General features: G+C 76.3%; 14 protein-coding genes. 8 read left to right on the forward strand and 6 right to left on the reverse strand.

What is annotated here, in order from left to right; translation table 11 throughout:
- Nucleotides 1-38 precede the first annotated feature (38 nt).
- Nucleotides 39-1,754 carry a TROVE domain-containing protein gene (locus tag ACIGG8_RS31425; RefSeq protein WP_396552081.1) on the reverse strand — a complete coding sequence of 572 codons (1,716 nt, stop codon included), beginning with the start codon at nucleotides 1,752-1,754 and terminating at the stop codon, nucleotides 39-41.
- Nucleotides 1,755-2,016: 262 nt separating this feature from the next.
- Between ACIGG8_RS31425 and ACIGG8_RS31430 the strand changes: the two genes are divergently transcribed.
- From ACIGG8_RS31430 to ACIGG8_RS31440, 3 genes are all read left to right on the forward strand, one after another.
- Nucleotides 2,017-2,220 carry a hypothetical protein gene (locus tag ACIGG8_RS31430; protein ID WP_350525237.1) on the forward strand — a complete coding sequence of 68 codons (204 nt, stop codon included), beginning with the start codon at nucleotides 2,017-2,019 and terminating at the stop codon, nucleotides 2,218-2,220.
- On the forward strand, nucleotides 2,217-4,487 hold the full coding sequence (locus ACIGG8_RS31435; protein WP_396552082.1) for a heavy metal translocating P-type ATPase: 2,271 nt from the start codon (nucleotides 2,217-2,219) through the stop codon (nucleotides 4,485-4,487). Before ACIGG8_RS31430 ends, ACIGG8_RS31435 begins: the two co-directional genes overlap by 4 nt.
- Nucleotides 4,488-4,573: 86 nt before the next feature.
- Nucleotides 4,574-5,098: a copper chaperone PCu(A)C gene (locus ACIGG8_RS31440; RefSeq protein ID WP_396552083.1), complete on the forward strand. Its 525-nt coding sequence runs from the start codon at nucleotides 4,574-4,576 to the stop codon at nucleotides 5,096-5,098.
- Nucleotides 5,099-5,161: 63 nt separating this feature from the next.
- On the opposite strand, the gene ACIGG8_RS31445 is transcribed toward ACIGG8_RS31440, so the two are convergent.
- Together ACIGG8_RS31445 and ACIGG8_RS31450 are read right to left on the reverse strand one after the other, a co-directional pair.
- Nucleotides 5,162-6,238, reverse strand: coding sequence for an Acg family FMN-binding oxidoreductase (locus tag ACIGG8_RS31445; protein ID WP_396552084.1), 1,077 nt, complete (start codon nucleotides 6,236-6,238; stop codon nucleotides 5,162-5,164).
- A gap of 154 nt (nucleotides 6,239-6,392) precedes the next feature.
- Complete coding sequence (locus tag ACIGG8_RS31450) at nucleotides 6,393-7,277, reverse strand: universal stress protein (RefSeq protein WP_396552085.1); 885 nt, start codon at nucleotides 7,275-7,277, stop codon at nucleotides 6,393-6,395.
- A gap of 336 nt (nucleotides 7,278-7,613) precedes the next feature.
- On the opposite strand from ACIGG8_RS31450, the gene ACIGG8_RS31455 reads away from it, so the two are divergent.
- Nucleotides 7,614-9,311, forward strand: a complete 1,698-nt coding sequence (locus tag ACIGG8_RS31455) for a GAF domain-containing protein (RefSeq protein ID WP_396552118.1) — start codon at nucleotides 7,614-7,616, stop codon at nucleotides 9,309-9,311.
- 225 nt (nucleotides 9,312-9,536) lie between these two features.
- Here ACIGG8_RS31455 and ACIGG8_RS31460 read toward each other — a convergent pair whose 3' ends face one another.
- The 3 genes from ACIGG8_RS31460 to ACIGG8_RS31470 all read right to left on the reverse strand — a co-directional run bounded on the left by ACIGG8_RS31460 (nucleotide 9,537) and on the right by ACIGG8_RS31470 (nucleotide 14,703).
- Complete coding sequence (locus ACIGG8_RS31460; RefSeq protein ID WP_350525232.1) at nucleotides 9,537-10,904, reverse strand: carotenoid oxygenase family protein; 1,368 nt, start codon at nucleotides 10,902-10,904, stop codon at nucleotides 9,537-9,539.
- A 95-nt stretch (nucleotides 10,905-10,999) separates the two neighbouring features.
- Nucleotides 11,000-12,544: an MFS transporter gene (locus ACIGG8_RS31465; protein ID WP_396552086.1), complete on the reverse strand. Its 1,545-nt coding sequence runs from the start codon at nucleotides 12,542-12,544 to the stop codon at nucleotides 11,000-11,002.
- A 158-nt stretch (nucleotides 12,545-12,702) separates the two neighbouring features.
- A complete protein-coding gene (locus ACIGG8_RS31470) occupies nucleotides 12,703-14,703 on the reverse strand; it encodes an ATP-binding protein (protein WP_396552087.1) in 2,001 nt (666 codons plus the stop codon).
- Nucleotides 14,704-15,075: 372 nt separating this feature from the next.
- Between ACIGG8_RS31470 and ACIGG8_RS31475 the strand changes: the two genes are divergently transcribed.
- The 4 genes from ACIGG8_RS31475 (at nucleotide 15,076) to ACIGG8_RS31490 (ending at nucleotide 20,187) form a co-directional block, all read left to right on the forward strand.
- On the forward strand, nucleotides 15,076-16,644 hold the full coding sequence (locus tag ACIGG8_RS31475; RefSeq protein WP_396552088.1) for an AMP-binding protein: 1,569 nt from the start codon (nucleotides 15,076-15,078) through the stop codon (nucleotides 16,642-16,644).
- Nucleotides 16,634-16,876 (forward strand): phosphopantetheine-binding protein, encoded by a 243-nt coding sequence (locus ACIGG8_RS31480; RefSeq protein WP_396552089.1) that lies wholly within the window; start codon nucleotides 16,634-16,636, stop codon nucleotides 16,874-16,876. Before ACIGG8_RS31475 ends, ACIGG8_RS31480 begins: the two co-directional genes overlap by 11 nt.
- Nucleotides 16,873-18,279 carry a flavin monoamine oxidase family protein gene (locus ACIGG8_RS31485; RefSeq protein ID WP_396552090.1) on the forward strand — a complete coding sequence of 469 codons (1,407 nt, stop codon included), beginning with the start codon at nucleotides 16,873-16,875 and terminating at the stop codon, nucleotides 18,277-18,279. The genes ACIGG8_RS31480 and ACIGG8_RS31485 overlap by 4 nt, the downstream gene beginning before the upstream one ends.
- Nucleotides 18,280-18,480: 201 nt before the next feature.
- Nucleotides 18,481-20,187 (forward strand): class I adenylate-forming enzyme family protein, encoded by a 1,707-nt coding sequence (locus ACIGG8_RS31490; protein ID WP_396552091.1) that lies wholly within the window; start codon nucleotides 18,481-18,483, stop codon nucleotides 20,185-20,187.
- The last annotated feature ends 6 nt before the right edge of the window (nucleotides 20,188-20,193 follow it).

The raw sequence follows: 20,193 nt of genomic DNA on the forward strand, positions 1-20,193 counted from the left end.
CACCCCGGGGCCGGGCGGTCAGTCCCGGGGCCGGGCAGTCAGTCCCAGGGCCAGGCGGCGCTGTCGCCGCGCTCCAGCAGGGGGATCAGCGCGAAGGACGCGTCGCTGAGGCCGCCGAAGGTGTAGCGGTGCGGGCCCGGGGCGCTGTGGCCGGCGGCGTAGCCCGCCAGGTTCCAGGTGTAGACCCGGACGTCCTCGGGGACGGGCGCGAAGACGTTCTGCGACGGCCAGTGGGCCTGCTCGTCGGTCACCACGACCACCCGGTCGTGGTCCCGGTAGTGGGCCCGGACCGCGGCGGCCGTGGAGGTGCCGCCCAGGTTGCGGAAGCGCCGCAGGGTCTCCAGCACCGACGCCTCCGGCTGGACGACCCCGCTGCCGGTGCCGAACTGCACCAGGTCGGCCTGCTCGGCCCGGACGGCCAGCGCGGTGCCGAAGACCGCGGCGGTGTCGGCCCGGTTGAGCCGGCTCCGGGCCGACGGCTGGTCGAACATCGAGCCCGAGCGGTCCACCAGCACCAGGGTGCGGCCCGGCAGCGCGGGCACCCCGGCCAGCGAGTGGCCGAGGGCGGTCTCCAGCGCTTCCGACCAGCGGGAGGAGTGCGACGACTTCGAGGGGCGCGTGGCCCGGTGGGCGGCCAGGAAGCGGAACGGGAACTGCCGCGAGCGCCGCACCTCCTCCGGGTCGGCGATCCGGCGGGCCACCGCCGCGGCCACCTCGTCGGCCACGCCCGCCTGGTCGAAGTTGCGCAGGTTGCGGACCAGCGCCATCGGCCCCATCGAGGGGATGACGGCCTCCCAGGCGGCGGCGTCCAGCGGGCCCTGCAGCCAGCCGGCCAGCGCCTCCCAGGTCATCCCGGCCTCCGCCAGGCGCTCCACCCCGCCGGGTTCGGTGACCAGCGCCCGGCGGTCGGCCGGCGGAACGTCGAGCAGGGCGTGGTGGGCGGTCAGCAGGCGCTCGTCGGCGGGGGGCAGGGCGTGCTCCGGGCGGTGGCGGCGGTCCAGGGCGTACCGGAAGAGCGCGCCCTGCCAGGGCTTCGCCGGGTCGGGCGCGGGGTGGGTGAGCTCCAGGACGTCGCCGAAGCGGAAGGCGTGCGAGGGGGTGTCGTACTTCAGCAGCGCGCGGCCGGTGTAGAGCCGGCGGACGGCGTCGCCGATGCCGCGGCGCAGCGGCTGGGGCAGTCGGCGGCCGTACCGGCCGGTCCAGTAGGCGAGCAGTTCGCCGGGTTCGTCGGGCCGTTGGAGCACGGCGTCGACGGCCTGCCGGGAGTGTCCGGCGGCGCCGGCCGCGGCCCGGGCGTGGACGAACTCGGCCGCCCCGACCACCGCGGCGGTCCGGATCCGGGCCTCGGCGCGCAGCCAGCGCAGCAGGCCGAGGGTCCACTGCGGGTCGCTCACGGCGTGCTCGCGGATCAGCCGGACGTAGCGTTCGTCGCGCTCGGCGGCCGCCTCGTAGAAGCTCTCCTGGCCGAACAGGTGGGCGACGGCGAGGAGGAACAGCTCGGACTTCGGCTCGCGGACGTACCCGGTTCCGCCCTGGTGGTTGGTGATCGCCGTGCCCGGGGCCCTGCTCGGGGCGGCCGGCTTGCGGGAGAGGAAGGGCGGCGGTGCCGACCGCAGGTGCGCGACCTCGGGGACCGGCCACAGGCCGTCGGTGGCGAGCGGGGAGGACACCCCGCGCCTGGTGAGTCCCGGTAGTTCTCGCCGGATCTCGGCCCTGGTGTCGGCCTTGGTCCGTTCGCGGCTGAACCGGGTCATGCAGAGGTCCCCCTGGTGGGTGGTCAGGCTGGGGAAGGGAGGGTGCGGGCGCACGCCGAGGCGGGCGCCTCCCGGGATCGAAGTGGCACCGGGGGCACTTGTTTTTGTCAGATGAAGTAACCGGGGCCGAGCGCATCGGGAGGCGCCGTCCCGGACGCTACTCCGTCGGGCCCGGCCCGTCATCCGATTATTTCCGAGGCCTGCGCGCGGGATTCTCGGAGCGTACGGGAACCGATCGCGGGGCGCGTCCGACTGCTGTGGGGTGAGTGCGAAATCGCCGGGTGTCCGGCCGTCGAGTGTGCTGGCGGGGTTCGCCCTGCTGCTGGTGGTGGTGTTCGTGGTGGCCTACGGGGTGGGCCGGCAGGTGGGGCCGGTGGCGCCCGGGCTGCGGCCGGGCAGCGGCGGTGCGTCGCCGGGGACGGGCGGGCACGGCATGGACGGGCACGGCATGGGCGGGACGCGGTGAGCGCGGTCGCGGACGCCGACGCCCTGGTGTCCACCGACCTCGCGGTGGGCGGGATGACCTGCGCGGCGTGCGTGGGCCGGGTGGAGAAGCGGCTGGGCCGGATCGACGGGGTGACGGCCGGGGTGAACCTGGCGACCGGGCGGGCCCGGGTGCTGCACCCGGCCGGGGTGCCGGTCGAGGATCTCGTGGCGGCGGTCGAACGGGCTGGCTACACCGCCGAGTTGGCGCCGCGGGGAGCGCCGGTCGGGGGGCCGGTGGAGGAGCCGGACGAGCGGTGGCGGCTGCTGGTCACCGCCCTGGCGGCCGTCCCGGTCCTGGTGCTGTCGATGGTGCCCGCACTGCAGTTCACCGCCTGGCAGTGGGTCTGCTTCGCACTCGCCGTCCCGGTGGTGACCTGGGGCTCGGCCCCGTTCCACCGGCGGGCGTGGCAGGGGCTGCGGCACGCGGCGGCGACCATGGACACCCTGGTCAGCCTCGGCGTGGTGGCCTCCTTCGGCTGGTCGGCGTACGCGCTGGTGTTCGGCGGGGCCGGGGATCCGGGCATGCGGATGCCGTTCTCGCTGACCGCCGACGGCGGCGGCACGGCGCACGTGTACCTGGAGGCGGCGGTCGGGGTGCCGCTGTTCGTCCTCGCCGGGCGGCTGCTGGAGGGCCGGGTGCGCCGGCGCAGCGGTTCCGCGCTGCGGGCGCTGGCCGAGCTGGGCGCCAAGCAGGTGTGCCTGCGCGGCGCGGACGGCGAGGAGCGCCCGGTGCCGATCGAACTGCTGCTGCCGGGGCAGGAGTTCGTGGTGCGTCCGGGTGAGCGGGTGGCCACCGACGGGGTGGTGGTCGAGGGCGGTTCGGCCCTCGACCTGAGCCTGCTGACCGGGGAGAGCGTGCCGGTGGAGGTCGGCCCCGGGGACCGGGTGGCGGGCGCGACGGTGAACGTCGGCGGCGCGCTGGTGGTCCGGGCCACCGCCGTCGGCGCGGACACCCAACTGGCCCGGATCACCGCCCTGGTGGCGGACGCCCAGGCCGGCAAGGCGCGGGCGCAGCGGCTGGCCGACGCGGTGGCCGGGGTGTTCGTGCCCTGCGTGCTGACGATCGCGGCCGCCGTACTGGGCTTCTGGGTGGGCGCGGGCGCCGCCCCGCAGGCGGCGGTGACGGCGGCCGTCGCGGTGCTGGTGGTGGCCTGCCCGTGCGCGCTCGGGCTGGCGACGCCGACGGCGCTGCTGGCGGCGACCGGGCGGGGCGCGGAGCTCGGTGTGCTGGTGCGCGGCCCGGAGGTGCTGGAGAGCCTGCGCCGGGTGGACACCGTGGTGCTGGACAAGACCGGGACGCTGACCACCGGCCGGATGGAGCTGGCCGCCGTGACCGCCGCCGACGGCGTCGCACCGCAGGAGGCACTGCGGCTCGCGGGCGCGGTCGAGCACCGCTCCGAGCACCCGATCGGCCGGGCCGTCGCGGCCGCCGCCCGGGAGCGGTGCGGCGAGCTGCCCGCCGTGGACGGCTTCGCGGCCGCCGCCGGGCTCGGGGTGGCCGGCACCGTCCAGGGCCGGGCCGTCCGGGTGGTGCGCCCGGACGACACCGCGCTGCCCCCGGACCTGGCCGAGGCGGTGGCGCAGGCCGGGGAGGCGGGCCGGACGGCCGTCGCCGTCGAGCTGGACGGGCGGCCCGCAGCCGTCCTGGCGGTCGGCGACACGCTGCGCTCGGGCAGCTGGCGGGCGCTGCACCGGCTGCGCGGGATGGGCCTGGAGGCCGTCCTGCTCACCGGGGACGGCCCCGGAGCCGCCCGCGCGGTGGCGCGGGACCTGGGCATCGAGCGGGTGGTGGCCTCGGCCTCGCCCGAGCACAAGGCCGAGGTGGTGGCCGAACTGCGCGCCGCCGGACGGACGGTGGCGGTGGTCGGCGACGGCGTCAACGACGCGGTCGCACTGGCCTCGGCCGACCTGGGGGTGGCGCTGGCCTCGGGCAGCGACGCCGCGATCGGCGCGGCCGGACTGACCCTGGTGCGCGGCGACATCGAGGCGGTGGTGGACGCCGTTCGGCTGGCGCGGCGGACCCTCGCCACGATCCGGGCCAACCTGCTGTGGGCCTTCGGCTACAACCTGGTGCTGATCCCGCTGGCCGCGGTCGGGCTGCTCAACCCGATGCTGGCGGCGGTGGCGATGTCGCTCAGCTCGCTGCTCGTGGTGGGCAACAGCCTGCGGCTGCGGACCTGGGAGCCGGGGCGGGGCGGACCGGCGCGCGGGGGGCGCCCGCGCGGCCGGACGGGGGGCCTCCGGTGAGCGCGCGGGAGACGGCCGGGCGGCGCGGCGGAAGCCTGTCGGTGCGCACGCGGGAGACGGCCGGGCGGCGCGGCGGAAGCCTGTCGGTGCGCACGCGGCAGCGGCTGGCGGCCGTGGGGCCGCCGGTCGGCGCGGCCGCGCTGGCGCTGGTGCTGCTCACCGGGTGGACGGCGGTCGGCGGGGCAGGCCGCACCCGCCCGCTGGAGGCCGGGCCGGGCTGGGTGCTGCTCCCGGCGGCGGGCGCGGCCTCGGCCGCGACGGCAGCCTTCTTCACGGTCCGCAACCCGGGTGACGTTCCGGACGAACTGACCGGCGCCCACTGGGAGTTCGGCGGCAGGATCACGCCGAAGCGGCACCTCCACCAGGGCACGGCGGGCCGCTGGGAGCCCGCGTCGTCGCTGGCCGTCCCGGGCGGCGGCGAGCTGGCGATGTCCCCGGAGGACGCCGACCTGATGATCGCCGACCCGCCACCGCTGCGGGCCGGCCAGTGGGTGCAGTTCACCCTGACCTTCCGCCGCAGCCCCGAACTGCGGCTCAGGGCACAGGTGCTGGCGCCGTCCGACCGGCCGCGTACCGACCGGCCGCGCGCCGAGCAGCCGCGTACCGAGTAGCCGGGTACCGAGCTGCCGCGCACCGAGCGGCCCGCCGGACCGCTCAGTCCCCCGCCGGACCGCTCAGTCCCCCGCCGGCCCGTCCAGCGTCTCCGTGACCGGGCGGCGGGGCGTGGCCGCACCCGGCGGGCCGTAGCCGACCCGCAGCACCAACTGGACGTGCCCCGGCCCCTCCGCCGGATCGCGCAACGCCCATCGGGTGTCCGGCCACTCGACGGCCTGGTGCCAGACCGTCAGCCGGACGCCGTGCACGGTGGCCAGCAGCCACACCCGTTCCAGCGCCTGGCCGGTGCGCAGCCAGTCCGGCGGGCCGTCGCCGGGGGTGGTGAGGGTGCACAGCTGCGGCAGCGCCTCGAAGCGGTGGGACGGCGGCGCGGGTGCGAGCGGCGGGCGGCCGGCGAACCCGCGCATCGGCACCCGGGCGTCGTGGTCCTGCGAGCCGAGCGCGGACCACGGGATGCCGTCCCCGGCCGCGGCGCCGTCCGTCCGCAGCCAGGCGCGGGACTCGGCGGTGCGGGCCGGGTCGGCGGCGTTGCGCTGCTCGGCCTCGGCGGTCAGGGCCAGCACCCGCCGCACGCCGTCCTCCTCCAGGGCGGCCAGCGCCACGCCCTCCTCACGGGCGGCGGTGATCAGCTCGCCGAGCACGGCCTCGGGGACGTCGCGCTGGGTGAACGGCTCGCGGCTGGAGTGCCGGGCGGCGATGGCGGGGTGGAGGTCGCGGCCGAAGGGCGTCCGTTCCCGGGCCGGGCTGGAGAGGTCGAGCACGGCGAGCAGGCCGGGGTCGGCGGCGTCCGGGAGGAGCCGGACCACCGGCTCGCGGCCGAGCCGCCCGGCGGCCACCCGCAGGTTGAACACGGCCGCGCCGACCGCGATGTGCACCGCGGCGCCGACCGGATCGGCCAGCGGCACCGAGCGGCCGGGGTCGGCGTGCACGGCGAGGCCGTGGCCGTCAGGGGTCGGTGCGAAGCGCCAGGGCTGACTGTTGTGCAGCGACGGCGCCGCTCCGCCGGCGGCGGCGAGCAGCCGCAGCTCGGCCGGGCCGAGCGCCGCGGGCGGGGCCGGGGCCCGGGTCGGGTTCGGCACCGGAACCGGGTTCGGCCCCGGGTTCGGCACCGGGGTCGGTGCTTGGGCGCGCGTCATGACGATCCACTCCTTCGGCCGGAGAGCGGTCCACTGGCGCGACCGCGTGGTCCTCCCTGCTACCGAGCCTGCGCTCCCGGCCCGGCGGACGACAGAGCCGTACGGCCCCCCGTCCGCCAGGCCCAAGGGCCCGTCCTCGGGCCCCCGTCAGCCGTCAGCCGTCAGCCCCGTGCGGAATGACCGCCACCGGGGCCTCGGCGTGGTGCAGCACCGCGTGCGCGACCCGGCCGAGCCGGGGGCCGAAGTCGACCGGGCGGTTCCGCCGGCCGACGACGACCAGCGAGGCCCCGGCCGAGGCCTCGACCAGCGCGCGGGCGTCGCCCAGCCGGACGTCCTCGACCACCTCGACGCCCGGGTACTGCTCGCGCGGGCCGGCCAGGGCGAGCGAGAGCAGCTTCGCCTCCAGCGCCTCCAGCTGCTCGATCTCGCCCGCCGGGACGGCCCCGCCCGCGTAGCCGAACACCGGCGGCAGGTCCCAGCCGTGCACCGCCCTCAGCCGGGCGCCGCGCAGCACGGCCGCACGGAAGGCGAAGTCGAGCACCTCCTCCTCCGCGCCGTGCGCGTCGACGCCGACCACCACCTCGCCCGTGTCCTGCGCCCCCTCGTGGGCGTCGCGCACCACGACCACCGGCACACCGCTGCGGCCGGCCACCGCCATGCCGACCGAGCCGAGCAGCAGCCCGGTGAAGCCGCCGCGGCCGCGCGAACCGAGCACCAGCAGTTCGGCGTCCGCGGCGGCGGCCACCAGGCCGTCGACCGGCGCGTCCAGCACCGCGTCGGTCTGCACGGCCAGCTCCGGGTGGCGCCCGCGGACGTCCTCGGCCGCCTCGGCCAGGGTCCGCTGGACGACGTCGGGCAGGTCGTCGGGCTCGGCGAACGAGGAGACGCCGTCGGTCAGCCACGGCCACGCGTGCACCAGCCGCAGCGACGCGCCCCGGCGCACCGCCTCCCCGGCGGCCCAGTGCACGGCGGCGGTGCTCTGCGGCGAGCCGTCGACCCCGGCCAGTACGGTTGACGTCAACTCGTTCCGCTCGTTCATGAGCGTCCTCCACGGTGTCGCGTTCGGCGGTTCGGGCGCAGGATACGGCGCGTGCTGACGCCCCGTCCGCTCCGTCCCCACCCTGTCAGCCGCGCCGTACCGGCGGCAGGGGCCGCAGGGCCCCCGGGCTCGGGACCAAAGGCCCGATCCGGCGGAGCCCGGATCCGACCCCGCCGTACCGCTCACCGCCCCGCGGGCACTACCGTGAACGGGGAGATCCCGCTGGTCGGACGGCACCCGAGCCGGGCCGGGGGCGGGCTCGGCCGGTCAGGGCGCAACACGAGGAGGACAGCGGTGGGCGGAGCGGACGGCAGCGCGGCGGGTGGCGGCGCGCGGATGCCCCGGCTACGCCTGGACGAGCTGCTGGAGGAGCTCCAGTGGCGGATCGACGCGGCGCGCGGGACGCAGAACCGGGTGCACAGCCTGCTGGAGGCGGTGCTCGCGGTCGGCCGTGAGCTGGATCTGGCCCAGGCGCTGCACCGGATCGTCGAGGCGGCGGCGGACCTGGTCGACGCCCGCTACGGCGCGCTGGGGGTGATCGGTCCGGACGGGCACTCGCTGTCCCAGTTCCTGACGGTCGGTCTGACCGACGAGGAGATGGCCGCGATCGGCCCGCCGCCGTCCGGTCGGGGCATCCTCGGCGAGCTGATCCGCGAGCCGCAGCCGCTGCGCTGCCCGGTGCTGTCCGACCACCCGGCCTCGGTCGGCTTCCCCGCCAGTCACCCGCCGATGCACACCTTCCTGGGGGTGCCGGTCCGGGTGCACGGCGAGGTGTTCGGCAACCTCTACCTCACCGACAAGCGCGGCGGGCTGGACTTCGACGAGGACGACGAGGCGGTGATCTCCACCCTGGCGGTCGCGGCCGGGGTGGCGATCGACAACGCCCGGCTGTACGAGGAGGCGCAGCTGCGCCAGCGCTGGCTGCGGGCCAGCACCGAGATCACCCGCAGCCTGCTGTCGGGCGCGCCGCGCCTGGAGGTGGTCGAGCTGATCGCCCGGCGGGCCCGGGAGATATCCGGCGCCGAGCTGGCGGACGTGTCGGTGGCGCTGGCCGGTCCGGAGGAGCGGGCCGAGGAACTGGCCGTGGAGGTGGCCCTGGGCGGCGTGCCGTCGGGGCGGCTGGGGGTGACGGTGCCGGTGGACGGCACGCTGTCCGGCGCCGCGTACGCCTCCGGTTCGCCGGTGACCAGTGACGACCTGGCCTGCGACGCCCGGTTCCCGGCCGGCCCGGCGGGCCGGTTCGACGGGCTGGGCGCGGCGGTGGCGGTGCCGCTGGGCACCGGCTCCGGGTACGGGCGGGGCGTGCTGCTGCTGGCCCGGGCGCAGGGGCAGCCGGCGTTCGGGCCGGAGGAGACCGGCCCGCTGCTGGGCTTCGCCGACCAGGCTGCGCTCGCCCTGGAGCTGGCCGAACGGCGGCGTGACGCCGAGCAGTTGAACCTGCTGGAGGACCGTGACCGGATCGCCCGGGACCTGCACGACCTGGCGATCCAGCGGCTGTTCGCGACCGGGATGACGCTGCAGAGCGCGGGCCGGCTGATCGAGAGCCCGGCCGCCGCGGACCGGGTGGCCCGGGCGGTGGCGGACCTGGACGAGACCATCAAGATCATCCGCTCGACCATCTTCGGCCTGCGCGCCCACAGCGAGCCCGACCGGGGCCTGCGCGCCCGGGCCACCCGGGTGGTCACCGACGCGCAGGGGCCGCTCGGCCTGGCGCCCCGGCTGAGCATGGAGGGCCTGCTGGACACCGACGTGCCGCAGGAGCTGGCCGAGCACGTGGTGGCCGTCCTCGGCGAGGCGCTCAGCAACGCCGCCCGGCACGCGCAGGCCTCCCGGGTCGAGGTGACGCTGCGCGCCCTCGCCGGGCGGGTGGTGCTGACCGTCACGGACGACGGTGTCGGCGTGCCCGAGGGCGGGCGGCGCAGCGGCCTGCGCAACCTCGCCGAGCGTGCGGAGCGGGTCGGCGGGTCCTTCACCGTCGGACCGGCGGAGGGCGGCGGCACCCGGCTGGCCTGGGAGGCCCCGATCGGGTCCTGACGCCCGCACCGCCGGGGCCGGTCGCCCTCCGCCGACCGCCGGGCGGCCGGGCCGCCCGGCCGCCCGGCACCCCGGCCACCCGGCACCCCGGCCACCCGGCACCCCGGCCACCGGCCCCCGGCCCCCGGCCCCCGGCCACCGGCCACCCGAGGGTGACCGGGCGGCGACGGGGCGGCGGCCCGGCAGCGGGTTTCCGCACCCGGTCCGGGTCGGCCCCGGTCCGTATCAGCCCCGGTCCGCGTCGGCGTCGGGCCCGTGGTCGGGGATCCAGGAGCCGTGGATGCCGGCCGTGACCCGGCGCGGCAGGTGCACGGTGGCCACCCGGTCCAGGCCGGAGGCGTCCAGCACGAGCAGCTGGGAGGCGTCCTGCTTGAGGTCGGAGACGACGGTGAGCAGGTAGCCGTCGTCCTCGCCGGTCGCACCCGCGGCGGGCACGAACACGGCCTCGCTGGGCAGTCGGGCGTCACCGATCCGGCGGATCCGGCGGGCGCCGGTGACCCGGTCGTACTTGACGATGCCGTACTCCCCGTAGCCCTCGTCGTCGGGGAAGGACACGGCGTACTGGTAGCGGTGCTCGGCGCCGAGGTACTCCTCGTTGAGGGTGGGGAACTCCACCGGCAGGTCGTCGATGATCTGCTCGTCGACCGTGCCGGCGGCCGGGTCGACCACCCAGCGGCGGTTGAACGAGCGCGAGAGCGGCTCGCTGCCGCGCCCGGGCGCGCCGACCCACCAGTTCCAGGAGCGGCGGAAGCCCTCCGCGTCCACGGTGGGGCCCTCCAGGACGACGCGGCCCAGGCCGTCCTCGTAGGCGTTGCCGACGTGCAGCAGGTTGCCCGGCTCGATGGAGAACCAGCGGATCCGCCCGGCGCCGTCCCCGGCGCGCGGCATGAGGCCGATCCGGGCGGGCTGCTCGTCCCGCCAGCCGTACGGGATGCCGGAGTGCTCGGCGGGGTCGAAGGTCACGTTGCCCTCGATGAAGACCACGTGGTGGCGGGTCAGGCCGAAGTCGTGCTTCAGGGCTGCGCTCGCCCCGGGGACCTCGACGCTGCGGATGATCTCGCCCTCGGCGTCGGCGACGTGGTACGTCAGGAACGGCGGGACGGGCGAGGAGCCGAAGAAGTGCAGCTCGCCGGTGACCGGGTCGACCTTGGGGTGCGCGGTCATCGCCGTGCGCAGCCTGCCGCCGAAGTCGTGGGCGCCGACGGTCTCCAGTTCGGGGGTCAGCTCGAAGGGCAGGTTGGCCTCGCACAGCGCCAGCAGCCGCCCGGCGTGCTCGATGACGTGGGTGCCGGCGACGCTGGCCGTCAGGTCCGGGCCGTGCTCGGTCAGGTACGGCGCGCCGTCCAGGGCGGGGGTGTGCACCCAGCGGTTGCGGTACCACTCGGCTCGCCCGTCGCGCAGCCGGATGCCGTGGACCATGCCGCTGCCCTTGAACCAGTGGGTGGGGGTGACGCCGGGCTTGGGGTTGTGGCCGTTGCGGATCAGCCGGCCGCTGAGCTCCGGGGGCAGGGTGCCCTCGACGGTCAGGCCGGTGGCGGTGATCTCGTCGGCGACGGGGGTGTAGTGGCCGGTCAGGTACGGCTTGGCGGTCATGCCGAGAGCCCTTTCGATGGGTGTGACGGTCAGTCGGGTGGATGGTCGGTCGGGTGGACGGTCAGTCGGGTGGTCGGTCGGTCGGTGGCCCGGTGTCAGCCGGGCAGTTCGGCACGGGCCCGGCCGCCCTCGTGCTCGGGCTCGGGCTGGTACCCGGGCTCGTGCCCGGGTGCCGGGGGCTCGGGCACCGGGGGCCCGGCCGTCGCGGCCCTCCCGCCGGTGCGGCGCACCAGGAGTACGGCCAGCAGCGCGGTGACGGCCAGCACGCCGGCGGAGAGCGCGAAGGCGGTGCGGAAGCCGGCGGCCAGGGCCTCCCGGTGGGGCTGGTGGGCGGCCGCGTGGGCGGTGACGGACCCGGCGAGGGTGGTCAGGACGGCGAGGCCGATCGCGCCGCCGACCTGGCGGGTGGTGTTGACCAGTCCCCCGGCCAGCCCGGAGTCCCGGGGCGGCACGCCGTCCACCGCGAGCGCGGTGAGTCCGACGAAGGCGGTGCCGAGGCCCAGCCCGACCAGCAGGCTCGGGCCGAGGGCGTCGGTGGCGTAGCTGCCGTCGGCGCTGATCCGGGCCAGCCACAGCAGGCCGGCGGCCTCGGTGAGCAGCGCGGCGACCAGCGTCGTGGTCGCCCCGACCCGCCGGGACAGCCGCGGTGCCAGCGCGGCGCCGAGCATGTTGGCGGCGGCGAGCGGGAGTTGGGCCGCCCCGGTGGCGAGCGGCCCCGATCCGAGGACCTGCTGCTGGTGGAGCGGCAGGAAGAAGAACAGCGCGATCCACACCGAACCCAGCAGCGCCATCAGGAGGTTGCCCACGGCCACCCGTCCGGTGGTGAGCAGCCGCGGCGGGATCAGCGGGTTCGTCCGGCGGCGCTCGATCACGGTGAAGGCCGCGAGCAGGACGACGGCGGCGCCCAGGGATCCGACCACCCGCCGGTCGCCCCAGCCTGCTCCGCGTGCGGTGGTCAGACCCCAGACCAGGCCGGTCAGGGCGAGGGTGACGACGATGGTGCCGGCCAGGTCGAACCGCCCGGCCCCGCGCCGGGCCGCCCGGGGCGGCTCCGCCGGTACGAGCGCCACCACGGCGGCCAGCACCGGGACCGACCCGAGCGCGACCGCGTGGAAGACCCAGGGCCAGCCCCACGCCTCGGTGAGGACACCGCCCAGCAGGACGCCGCCCGCCCCGCCCGCGCCCGAGACCGCGCCCCAGACCCCCAGGGCCCGGCCGCGCCCGGGGCCGGAGGGGAACTGCTCCACCGCGAGGGCGAGCGCGGCCGGGGCGATCGCCGCCGCGGCCAGGCCCTGGACGGCCCGGGCGGCGATCAGCGGGCCCGCGGAGTCGGCCAGTCCCGCGGCGAGCGAGCCGGCCGCGAACAGCGCGAGCCCGGCGGTCAGCACCCGGCGGCGGCCGAGCAGATCGGCCGCCCGCCCGCCGGCCGGCAGCAGCGCGCCGAACGCCAGGCCGTACGCGTTGACCACCCAGGTGACGCCGCCGTCCGAGAGGCCGGTGCCGGCGCGGATCTGCGGCAGCGCGACGTTCACGATCGAGGTGGCGACCATGACCGTGAACTGGGCCGCGGCGAGCGCCCCGAGCGCCGCCCCCGGTCGGGCGGACCGGCGCGCTCCGTTGTGTCCGTACGCAACGTTCATGCCGCACAGACTCGGACCGGGCGCTGTCCACCTGCCAGGCCCGGGCGGGGCGAGGACTGTCCACCGCTGTCCGCACCTGTCCACCCGCTCCCGCCGGCCGGGCCCGCGGGCTCAGCAGGAACAGGGACGGCGGCCTCGCGTGGCCCGGGCCCCCGGGCTCAGCGCGGCCCGAACAGCTCCTGCTGCCACAGCGCCTCGCAGAGCAGGTCCAGGCCCTGGCGCAGGTGGCGCCGGTAGGTGCCGTACGGCAGGCCCAGGCGGCGGGCCGCGGCCTCCTGGGTGGGCGCACCGGAGAAGTAGCCCGCCGTCAGGGCCTCCCGGGCCCGCGCACCGCGCGGGTCACGGGCGAGCTCGTCCACCTCCCGGCGCAGCAGGGCGCGCAGCTGCTCGACCGGATCGTCGAGGTCCGCCGCCAGCCGGGCCCGCAACAGCGCGCAGGCCGCGAAGGCACCGGCGTCGCGCCAGTGCACCAGGGCCTCCCGCACGGCCTGGTCGAACGCGTTGCGCGAGACCCCGGACGGGCCCGCCTGGGCGGGCACGGCCGTGGCCGCTATGAAGTGGCGCAGCCAGGCCTCCACGGGCACCCGGCGCCAGTCGACCCCGAACACGCCGTAGGTGTGCCCGCCGACCCGGGGCCGTGCACCGGTGTCGGTGAGGCTGCCCCTGACGCGCGCGGACCACGCCTCGGCGTCCCGCCAGACGGCGAAGCCGTAGGCGCGGGCGCGGGCCCGGGCGGATTCGGCCTGGGCGCGGGAGCTGCTCAGGTCGATGACGCGCGAGGGCACCTGGTACCGCTCGGGGTAGACGGTGAATCGGCTGATGCCGATGTGCTCGCCCGGGCGCACCGGTGCGGTGGCCTCGGTGTACGCCCAGGCCGCGGCCACGACGGGGTCGGTGGCCACGTCCTGCGGGTCGGCGGGGGCGGGCAGCGCGAGGCGGGCCGTGAACGCCACGACGCGGCCGGTGCTCACCAGGCGGTAGACGCTGAAGGCCTGCGGCTGGCGCTGCGCCCAGTAGCGGACCAGCTCCGCCGAGGCCGGGCCCTCGGTCTGCTCGGCCATCCGCAGCACGACGTCGAGGTCGTCCGGGTGCAGCGGCCGGTCGTGCACCTCCTCCTCCCGGGACCAGGTGCGGGTCCGGGCCACGATCTCGCCGTCCCGGAAGAGGTAGAACAGCTCGTCGGTGACGGTCCAGACCCGTTCCTCCGGGGCCTCGCGCAGCAGGCGCAGGTACTCCTCGGCGAGGCGTCCGCGCATCGTCAGGAAGGCGTTGGGGGCGCGCCAGCGCAGGTCGGCGGCGAGCGTCTCGCGGGCGGCGTCGTGCGGGTGGAGTCCGCGGTGGGTGGACTCCATGAAGGGCAGGCCCCGGAGCCAGGCGAACAGCACGTGGGCGTCCTCGCCGGGCAGCACCGAGGCGAGGAGTTCCTCGGAGGTGGAGTGGGCCTGCGCGGCGACTTCCAGGGCGCGGCGGTGCGCCGCGCTCGGCACCTCGCCGATCAGGCCCGAGAGCAGGGTGCGCAGCACGTCGGCCGAGGGCGCCCAGACGTCCTCGCGGCTCCAGTCCGACACCCGGGCGGCGGCGGCCAGCGACAGCGCCAGCGGGTTGCCCCCGGCGAACCGCAGGACGCGCTCGCGCAGTTCGGGCAGCACCTGCGCCGTGGTCAGCAGGCTCCGGGCCTGCTCCGCGGAGAACGGCTGCAGTTCACGGACGTGCAGGAGGCCGGCCCAGGCGGGATCGGCGGTCCACTGCGGCTGGGGCGCCTGCCGGCCCACCAGGACCACCAGGGTGTCGTCGGCGGCGCGGGGCAGGAAGCGCTGCCACAGCCAGCTCTCCAGCCACTGGCAGTGCTCGAAGGAGTCGACGAACAGGACCGTGCCGGGGACGTCCAGGAACGGCGCGGCGACCCGCTCGAAGTCCGCCGGGTCCCGGCTGACGAAGCGGCCGTCCAGTTCCAGGAGCAGCCGTCCGGTCGCCCGGGCGCAGTCCGCCAGGCGGCGCAGCAGCGTGGACTTGCCGATGCCGCCCGGACCGACCACGGAGAAGACGAACGGGGACTGCGGATCCCCGGCCAGGGCCCGTGCGAAGCACGCGACCTCCTCCTCCCGGCCGATGAACGCCTGGCCCCGTGCGGTGCTCAGTCTCTCCTTGACGGACGCCATGAGGCTCCTCTCCCTCGAATCGGTGACGGACCTGCGGTCCCCGCCGGTTACACGCGACGGGACCCGCGTGTGGTTGTCGCGCCCGGGACACCCGTGGGCGGTGACGGACACCGGTGGGCAGTGACGGACAACAAGGGCGGTGACGGACAACAAGGGCGGGCAGGTACCGCCCGCCGGTGCTGATGTGACGTCAGAGGCGTTGCCCGACGCCGTCCTTACCCGAACGACCGTACCGCCCGAGGGTGGTTCACAGTTCTGCCACGACCCCTTGGAAGAACACCCTCAACATCCATTGTCGCCACGCATGTTCGAAGGTAGAGTCGCCGTTCGCCGAGCACGGATGAGCACTTCTCAGCGCCATTTGGGGCGGGCATGTCAATTAATCGTGGTTCCCTCCGGGTCGTCCCCGACCTGCTCGACGTGTTCAGCGATATCGCACGTCGAAATCCCCGTCGTCCGGCGATTGTCCACAACGGACACGCCCTGAGTTACGGCCGGCTCCTGGAGTCGGCGAACGCCCTGGCCACCCGCCTGGGCCCGGATCCCGGCACGGTCGCCGTGCCGGCGCTCCACACGCCGGAAACGGTGGTCGCACTTCTCGGCGTGCTGACCGCCGGGGGCACCTATTGCCCCGTCGATCCGGCATTCCCGACGGCCCGCCGGCACGCCATGGCGGCGGCCGCCCGGTGCCGTACGGCGGTGTCCGGCAGCACCGGTGACATCCTCCGACTCGACCTTCCATTAAGGGGGTTACCCGAACCGACGGAAATCTCCGGGGACCCCCCGGGAACCCTCCCGGCGAACCCCGCCGGGAGCGGTCCGGAACACGACCCGGACCGACCGGCCTACATTCTCTTCACGTCGGGTTCGACCGGGCAGCCGAAACCCGTCGTGACACCGCGCCGCGCGGTCGCGGCGACCGCCCGCGCACTGGGCGGACTGTTCGACCTCACCCCCGAGGACCGGGTGCTCCAGTTCGCCTCGCTCAACTGGGACACCTGCTTCGAGGAGATCCTCCCGACGCTCACCACGGGCGCGGCCCTGGTCATGGACCGGGACGCGCACAGCGGCTCGTTCCCCCGGTTCCTGCGGGCGGTCGAGCGCGAGCGGATCACCGTGCTGGACCTGCCGACCGCCTTCTGGCACGAACTGGTCCACCACCTGGTCGAGTCGGGCGACCGACTGCCGTCCTGCCTGCGCCTGCTGGTGATCGGCGGGGAGGCGGCCGGTCCGGCCCGGTTGGCCGACTGGGCCCGGCTGCCCACCGCGGCGATCCGGTTGCTGAACACCTACGGCTGCACCGAGACCACCCAGATCACCCACGCCGTGGACCTCGCCGGCCCACGGGCCCCCGGGCGGACCTGGGACGGCACCACCCGCGCGCCGATCGGCCACGCCCTGCCGCACGTCGTCGAACGGCTCGACGAGCAGGGCGAGTTGCTGATCGGAGGCCCCGCCGTCGCGCTCGGCTACCTCGGCCTGCCGGAGGCGACCGCGGCGCGGTTCACCACCCTGGACGGCGCGCGGTTCTTCCGCACCGGCGACCGGATGAGCCGCGATCCGGACGGACTGCTCACCCACCAGGGCCGCCTGGACGGCGAGTTGAAGGTCCGCGGCATCCGGGTGGACCCGGCCGAGGTCGAGGCGCACCTCACCGGGCATCCCGACGTCACCGCCGCCGCCGTCACCGGCGCCACCGCGGCCGGCCGCACCACCCTGGTCGCGTACGTGATGGCGCGCCCGCAACCCCCGGCCCGACGGCTGGACCGCGACCTGCTGTCCTACCTGCGGGACCGGGTGCCCGGCCACCTCGTGCCGGGCCGGATCACCGTCGTGCCCCGCCTGGTGCACACCCCGAGCGGAAAGATCGACCGGGCCGGCTGCCACCTGCGCTACGCGGCTGCCCCCGACAGGTCGAAGGAGACCTCCCTTGAGCACTGACCTCAGCACACCCGCCACCGCGGAGGCCCTGGTGGCCGTCTTCCGGCGCGTCCTGGAACGCGAGGACGTCACCGCCGACTCCGACTTCTTCGACCTCGGCGGCGACTCGCTGGTCGCCACCCGGGTGTTGAGCGCCGTCGCCCGCGCCCACGGCGTCGAGCTGGGCTTCGACGACTTCCTGCTCGCCCCCACCCCGACCCGCCTCGCGCAGCGCATCACGGCCGCCGCATGAGCGAGGACCGCAGACGCGACGGCCGCGGAGCCGACGGCCGGCGAAGATCGGCGGTCGTGGTCGGTGCCGGCCTGGCGGGCCTCACCGCCGCCGACGGGCTGGTGGCACACGGGATCGACGTCACCGTCCTGGAGGCCCGGGACCGGGTCGGCGGACGCACCCACGGCATCGAGGCCTCCCCCGGCACCCGAGTGGACGCCGGCGCCGCCTACCTCGGCGACAAGCACACCGAACTGCACGCGCTGATAACGGAGTTGGGGCTGAAGACCGTCCCCACCACGATGCTCGGCGCCAGCCGCTTCGCGCTCGACCCGACTGCCGACGACGCCCCGGCCGCCCCTGCGTCGAAGGGCACCACGGCGGCCACCCGGGACGGCCGCTTCCCCCCGCTCGACGCCGTCGCCCTCGGCGACCTGTTCGAGCGGCTGGCCGAACTCACCGCCGCCGTACGGCCGGAAGCCCCCTGGCTCACCCCGGACGCCGAACGGCTGGACACCCTGACCGCCGCCGACTGGGCCGAGCAGCACCTCGCCCACCCAGACGCCAGGCTGTTCTTCCCGCTCTTCCTGGGCGAGATGTGCGCCGCCGATCCGGCCGACGTCTCCGTCCTGCACCTCGCCTTCTACCTGCGCTCCGGCGGCGGCCTGCGCTACCTCAACGCCTTCGCCGGCGGCGCCCAGCAGGACCGGATCGACGGCGGCGCCCACCAGTTGTGCGAGCGGCTCGCCGAGCGCCTCGGTGACCGCGTGCGGCTGGGCGAGGCCGTCCGGGCCGTCCACCAGGACGACCACGCGGTGACGGTGCACACCGGGCGCGGCGCGTACCGGGCGGACGTCGCGGTGCTGGCGCTGCCGCCGCTGCTCGCCGACGCGATCGCCCACGAGCCGGCCCCGCCGGTGCCCCGGGCCGGGGAGCGCACCGCCCGCGGCTGCGCCGTCAAGGTCCACCTGGTCTACCCGGCGCCGCTCTGGCGCGACAACGGCCTCTCCGGCTGGTCGGTCAACGCCCGGGGGCCGCTGCTCTCCACCGTGGACGACTCCCCCGGCAGCGGGATCGGCGTCCTGACCGGCTTCGTCACCGGCGCCGAGGCCCACCGCTTCGGCGCGCTCACCCCGGAGCAGCAGCGCGCCGAAGCCCTCGCCCAGGCGGCGCGGCTGTTCCCGATGCTCCCCGAGCCGATCGGCTTCCACGTCACCGACTGGCTCAACGACCCGTACAGCCAGGGGTGTTACGCCGCCCTGCTGGGGCCGGGCGACTGGGTGCGGCTCGGCCCGACGCTGACCGCGCCGCACCGGCGGGTGCACTGGGCCGGCACCGAGACCAGCACCGCGTTCTTCGGGCTGATGGAGGGCGCGATCCGCTCCGGCCGACGGGTGGTCGCCGAGATCCTCGACCGCGCCTGACCCGCCACCGGCCCGGCCCGCGTCACCCGTCACCCGTCACCCGTCACCCGGAACGCCCCTGCCCCGCGTCACCACCGTCCCGCCGTCCCCGCTCTTCCCCACCGCCCGCACGCCCCGACGGGCCCGCGGGCACCCCCTCACCCCCTCCCAGGCGCCGTTCCACGAGAGCCCGCGCCCGGCACCCCACGCCCGGAGACCGCCATGAGCGACCAGAGTCCCATCGCGCCCCTCGCCGCCCGCGAGCGACTGATGACCGAACCCGACCTCGGGGCGGGCAACTTCCTCGACCACGCGGTCGCGGCGAACCCCCACCGGTCCGTCCCGCTCGTCTTCACCCACCGCACCGACCACCGCGGCGAGGTCGTGCTGCGCGGCCACAGCCTGCTCGACCTGGTCGCCCTGCGCGACCGCTACGCCGCCTGGTACCACGCCAACGGGGTGCGCCCCGGCGAGCCGGTCGCCGTCGTCATCGGCGAGGGCCTGGAGCCGCTGCTGCACTTCCTCGCGCTCACCTCGCTGGGCGCCGTCCCCGCGCTCGTCAACGACGCGATGCGGCACGACGTGATGGTCCGCTACCTGGACCACGTCGGGGTGGTCGGTGTCGTCGCCGACGACACCACCCGGCTGGCCGCCGCCTACCGCGAGGACCCGCAGCGCCGCCCGCGCTTCCTGGCCCTCGCCGCGGAGGTGCGGGCCTTCGACGCCGCCGCCGTCGCCCTGCCCGCCGCCCACCCGTACCGGCACGCCGCCGAGGACGTGGTGGCGCTGATCCACTCCTCCGGCACCACCGGCACGCCCAAGTCCACCATGCTGGCGCACCGGGCCTTCTGGGACGGCAAGCAGCCGCGCATGGTGCGCTTCCCCGCCGAGCCCTACGACCGGCTGATGTCGCTGATGCCGCACACCCACGCCGGCGGTCTCAGCTACTTCCTCACCGCCGTCCTGCTCGGCCTGCCGACCGTGGTGATGTCCGACTGGCGGCGCGCCGTCGTCGAGCCGGTGATGGAGGCCTTCCGGCCGACCATGGTGGCCTCCTTCCCGCGCACCTTCGTCGAACTCGCCACCGGCGAGCTGCCGGTGCGGGGCGCGGCCCGGGTGCACTCCTGGTTCAACACCGGCGACAGCGCGCACCACGGGCACATCCGCCGCCTGGTCACCCTCGGGGAGCGGCCCGCCGGACTGATCCGCCCCTGGCTGCTGCCGCACGAGAAGGCCGAGCAACCCGCCCTGCCCGGTTCGCAGTTCATCGACGGCCTGGGCTCCTCCGAGATGGGCATGGCGCTGTTCGGCCAGGTCACCACCCCGGAGAGCGCCCGCGACGACCGCTGCGTCGGCAAGCCGCTGGAGGTCGTCCGCAGGGCCGCCGTCCTGGACCACGACGGCACCGAAGTCCCGGACGGCGCCGTCGGGTTGCTCGCCGTGGACGCCCCCTCCCTGACACCGGGGTACTGGAACGACGAGCGGCTGACCGCGAGCTTCGAACTGTCCGGCTACTGGCTCACCGGCGACGTCGCCCGCCGCGACGCCGACGGCCGCTACTACCACCTCGACCGCACGGTGGACGTCATCGACACCGCCACCGGCCCGGTCTACAGCCTGCCGATCGAGGAGGTGCTGCTGGCCGACTGCGCGGGCCTCGTCCAGGACTGCTCGGTCGTCGGCGTCCCCGCGGGCTCCGGCCCCGGCCAACAGCCCGTCGCCGTGGTCCGGTTGCAGGCCGACGCGGCCGAGGCCACCGCCGAGGAAGTCCGGGCCGCGGCCAACGCGGCGCTGGCCGACGCCGGGCTGGCCGCCCTCGCCGCCGTCCGGATCGCCCGCACGGCCGAGGACTTCCCGCTCGGGCCGACCGGCAAGGTGCTCAAACGCGAACTGCGCACCCGTCACGCCGCCCTCCTCACCGACCGGTAGCGCGCC

Origin of the sequence: Kitasatospora sp. NPDC085464 (genome assembly GCF_044541955.1) — a bacterium.
Classification (GTDB): Bacteria; Actinomycetota; Actinomycetes; order Streptomycetales; family Streptomycetaceae; genus Kitasatospora.

What these genes read in the sequence shown, in the direction of transcription:
- ACIGG8_RS31425 (WP_396552081.1), bottom strand. Translation starts at nt 1,754, where the DNA reads ATGACCCGGTTCAGCCGCGAACGGACCAAGGCCGACACCAGGGCCGAG.
- ACIGG8_RS31445 (WP_396552084.1), bottom strand. Translation starts at nt 6,238, where the DNA reads ATGACGCGCGCCCAAGCACCGACCCCGGTGCCGAACCCGGGGCCGAAC.
- ACIGG8_RS31450 (WP_396552085.1), bottom strand. Translation starts at nt 7,277, where the DNA reads ATGAACGAGCGGAACGAGTTGACGTCAACCGTACTGGCCGGGGTCGAC.
- ACIGG8_RS31455 (WP_396552118.1), top strand. Translation starts at nt 7,614, where the DNA reads ATGCCCCGGCTACGCCTGGACGAGCTGCTGGAGGAGCTCCAGTGGCGG.
- ACIGG8_RS31460 (WP_350525232.1), bottom strand. Translation starts at nt 10,904, where the DNA reads ATGACCGCCAAGCCGTACCTGACCGGCCACTACACCCCCGTCGCCGAC.
- ACIGG8_RS31465 (WP_396552086.1), bottom strand. Translation starts at nt 12,544, where the DNA reads ATGAACGTTGCGTACGGACACAACGGAGCGCGCCGGTCCGCCCGACCG.
- ACIGG8_RS31470 (WP_396552087.1), bottom strand. Translation starts at nt 14,703, where the DNA reads ATGGCGTCCGTCAAGGAGAGACTGAGCACCGCACGGGGCCAGGCGTTC.
- ACIGG8_RS31475 (WP_396552088.1), top strand. Translation starts at nt 15,076, where the DNA reads ATGTCAATTAATCGTGGTTCCCTCCGGGTCGTCCCCGACCTGCTCGAC.
- ACIGG8_RS31485 (WP_396552090.1), top strand. Translation starts at nt 16,873, where the DNA reads ATGAGCGAGGACCGCAGACGCGACGGCCGCGGAGCCGACGGCCGGCGA.
- ACIGG8_RS31490 (WP_396552091.1), top strand. Translation starts at nt 18,481, where the DNA reads ATGAGCGACCAGAGTCCCATCGCGCCCCTCGCCGCCCGCGAGCGACTG.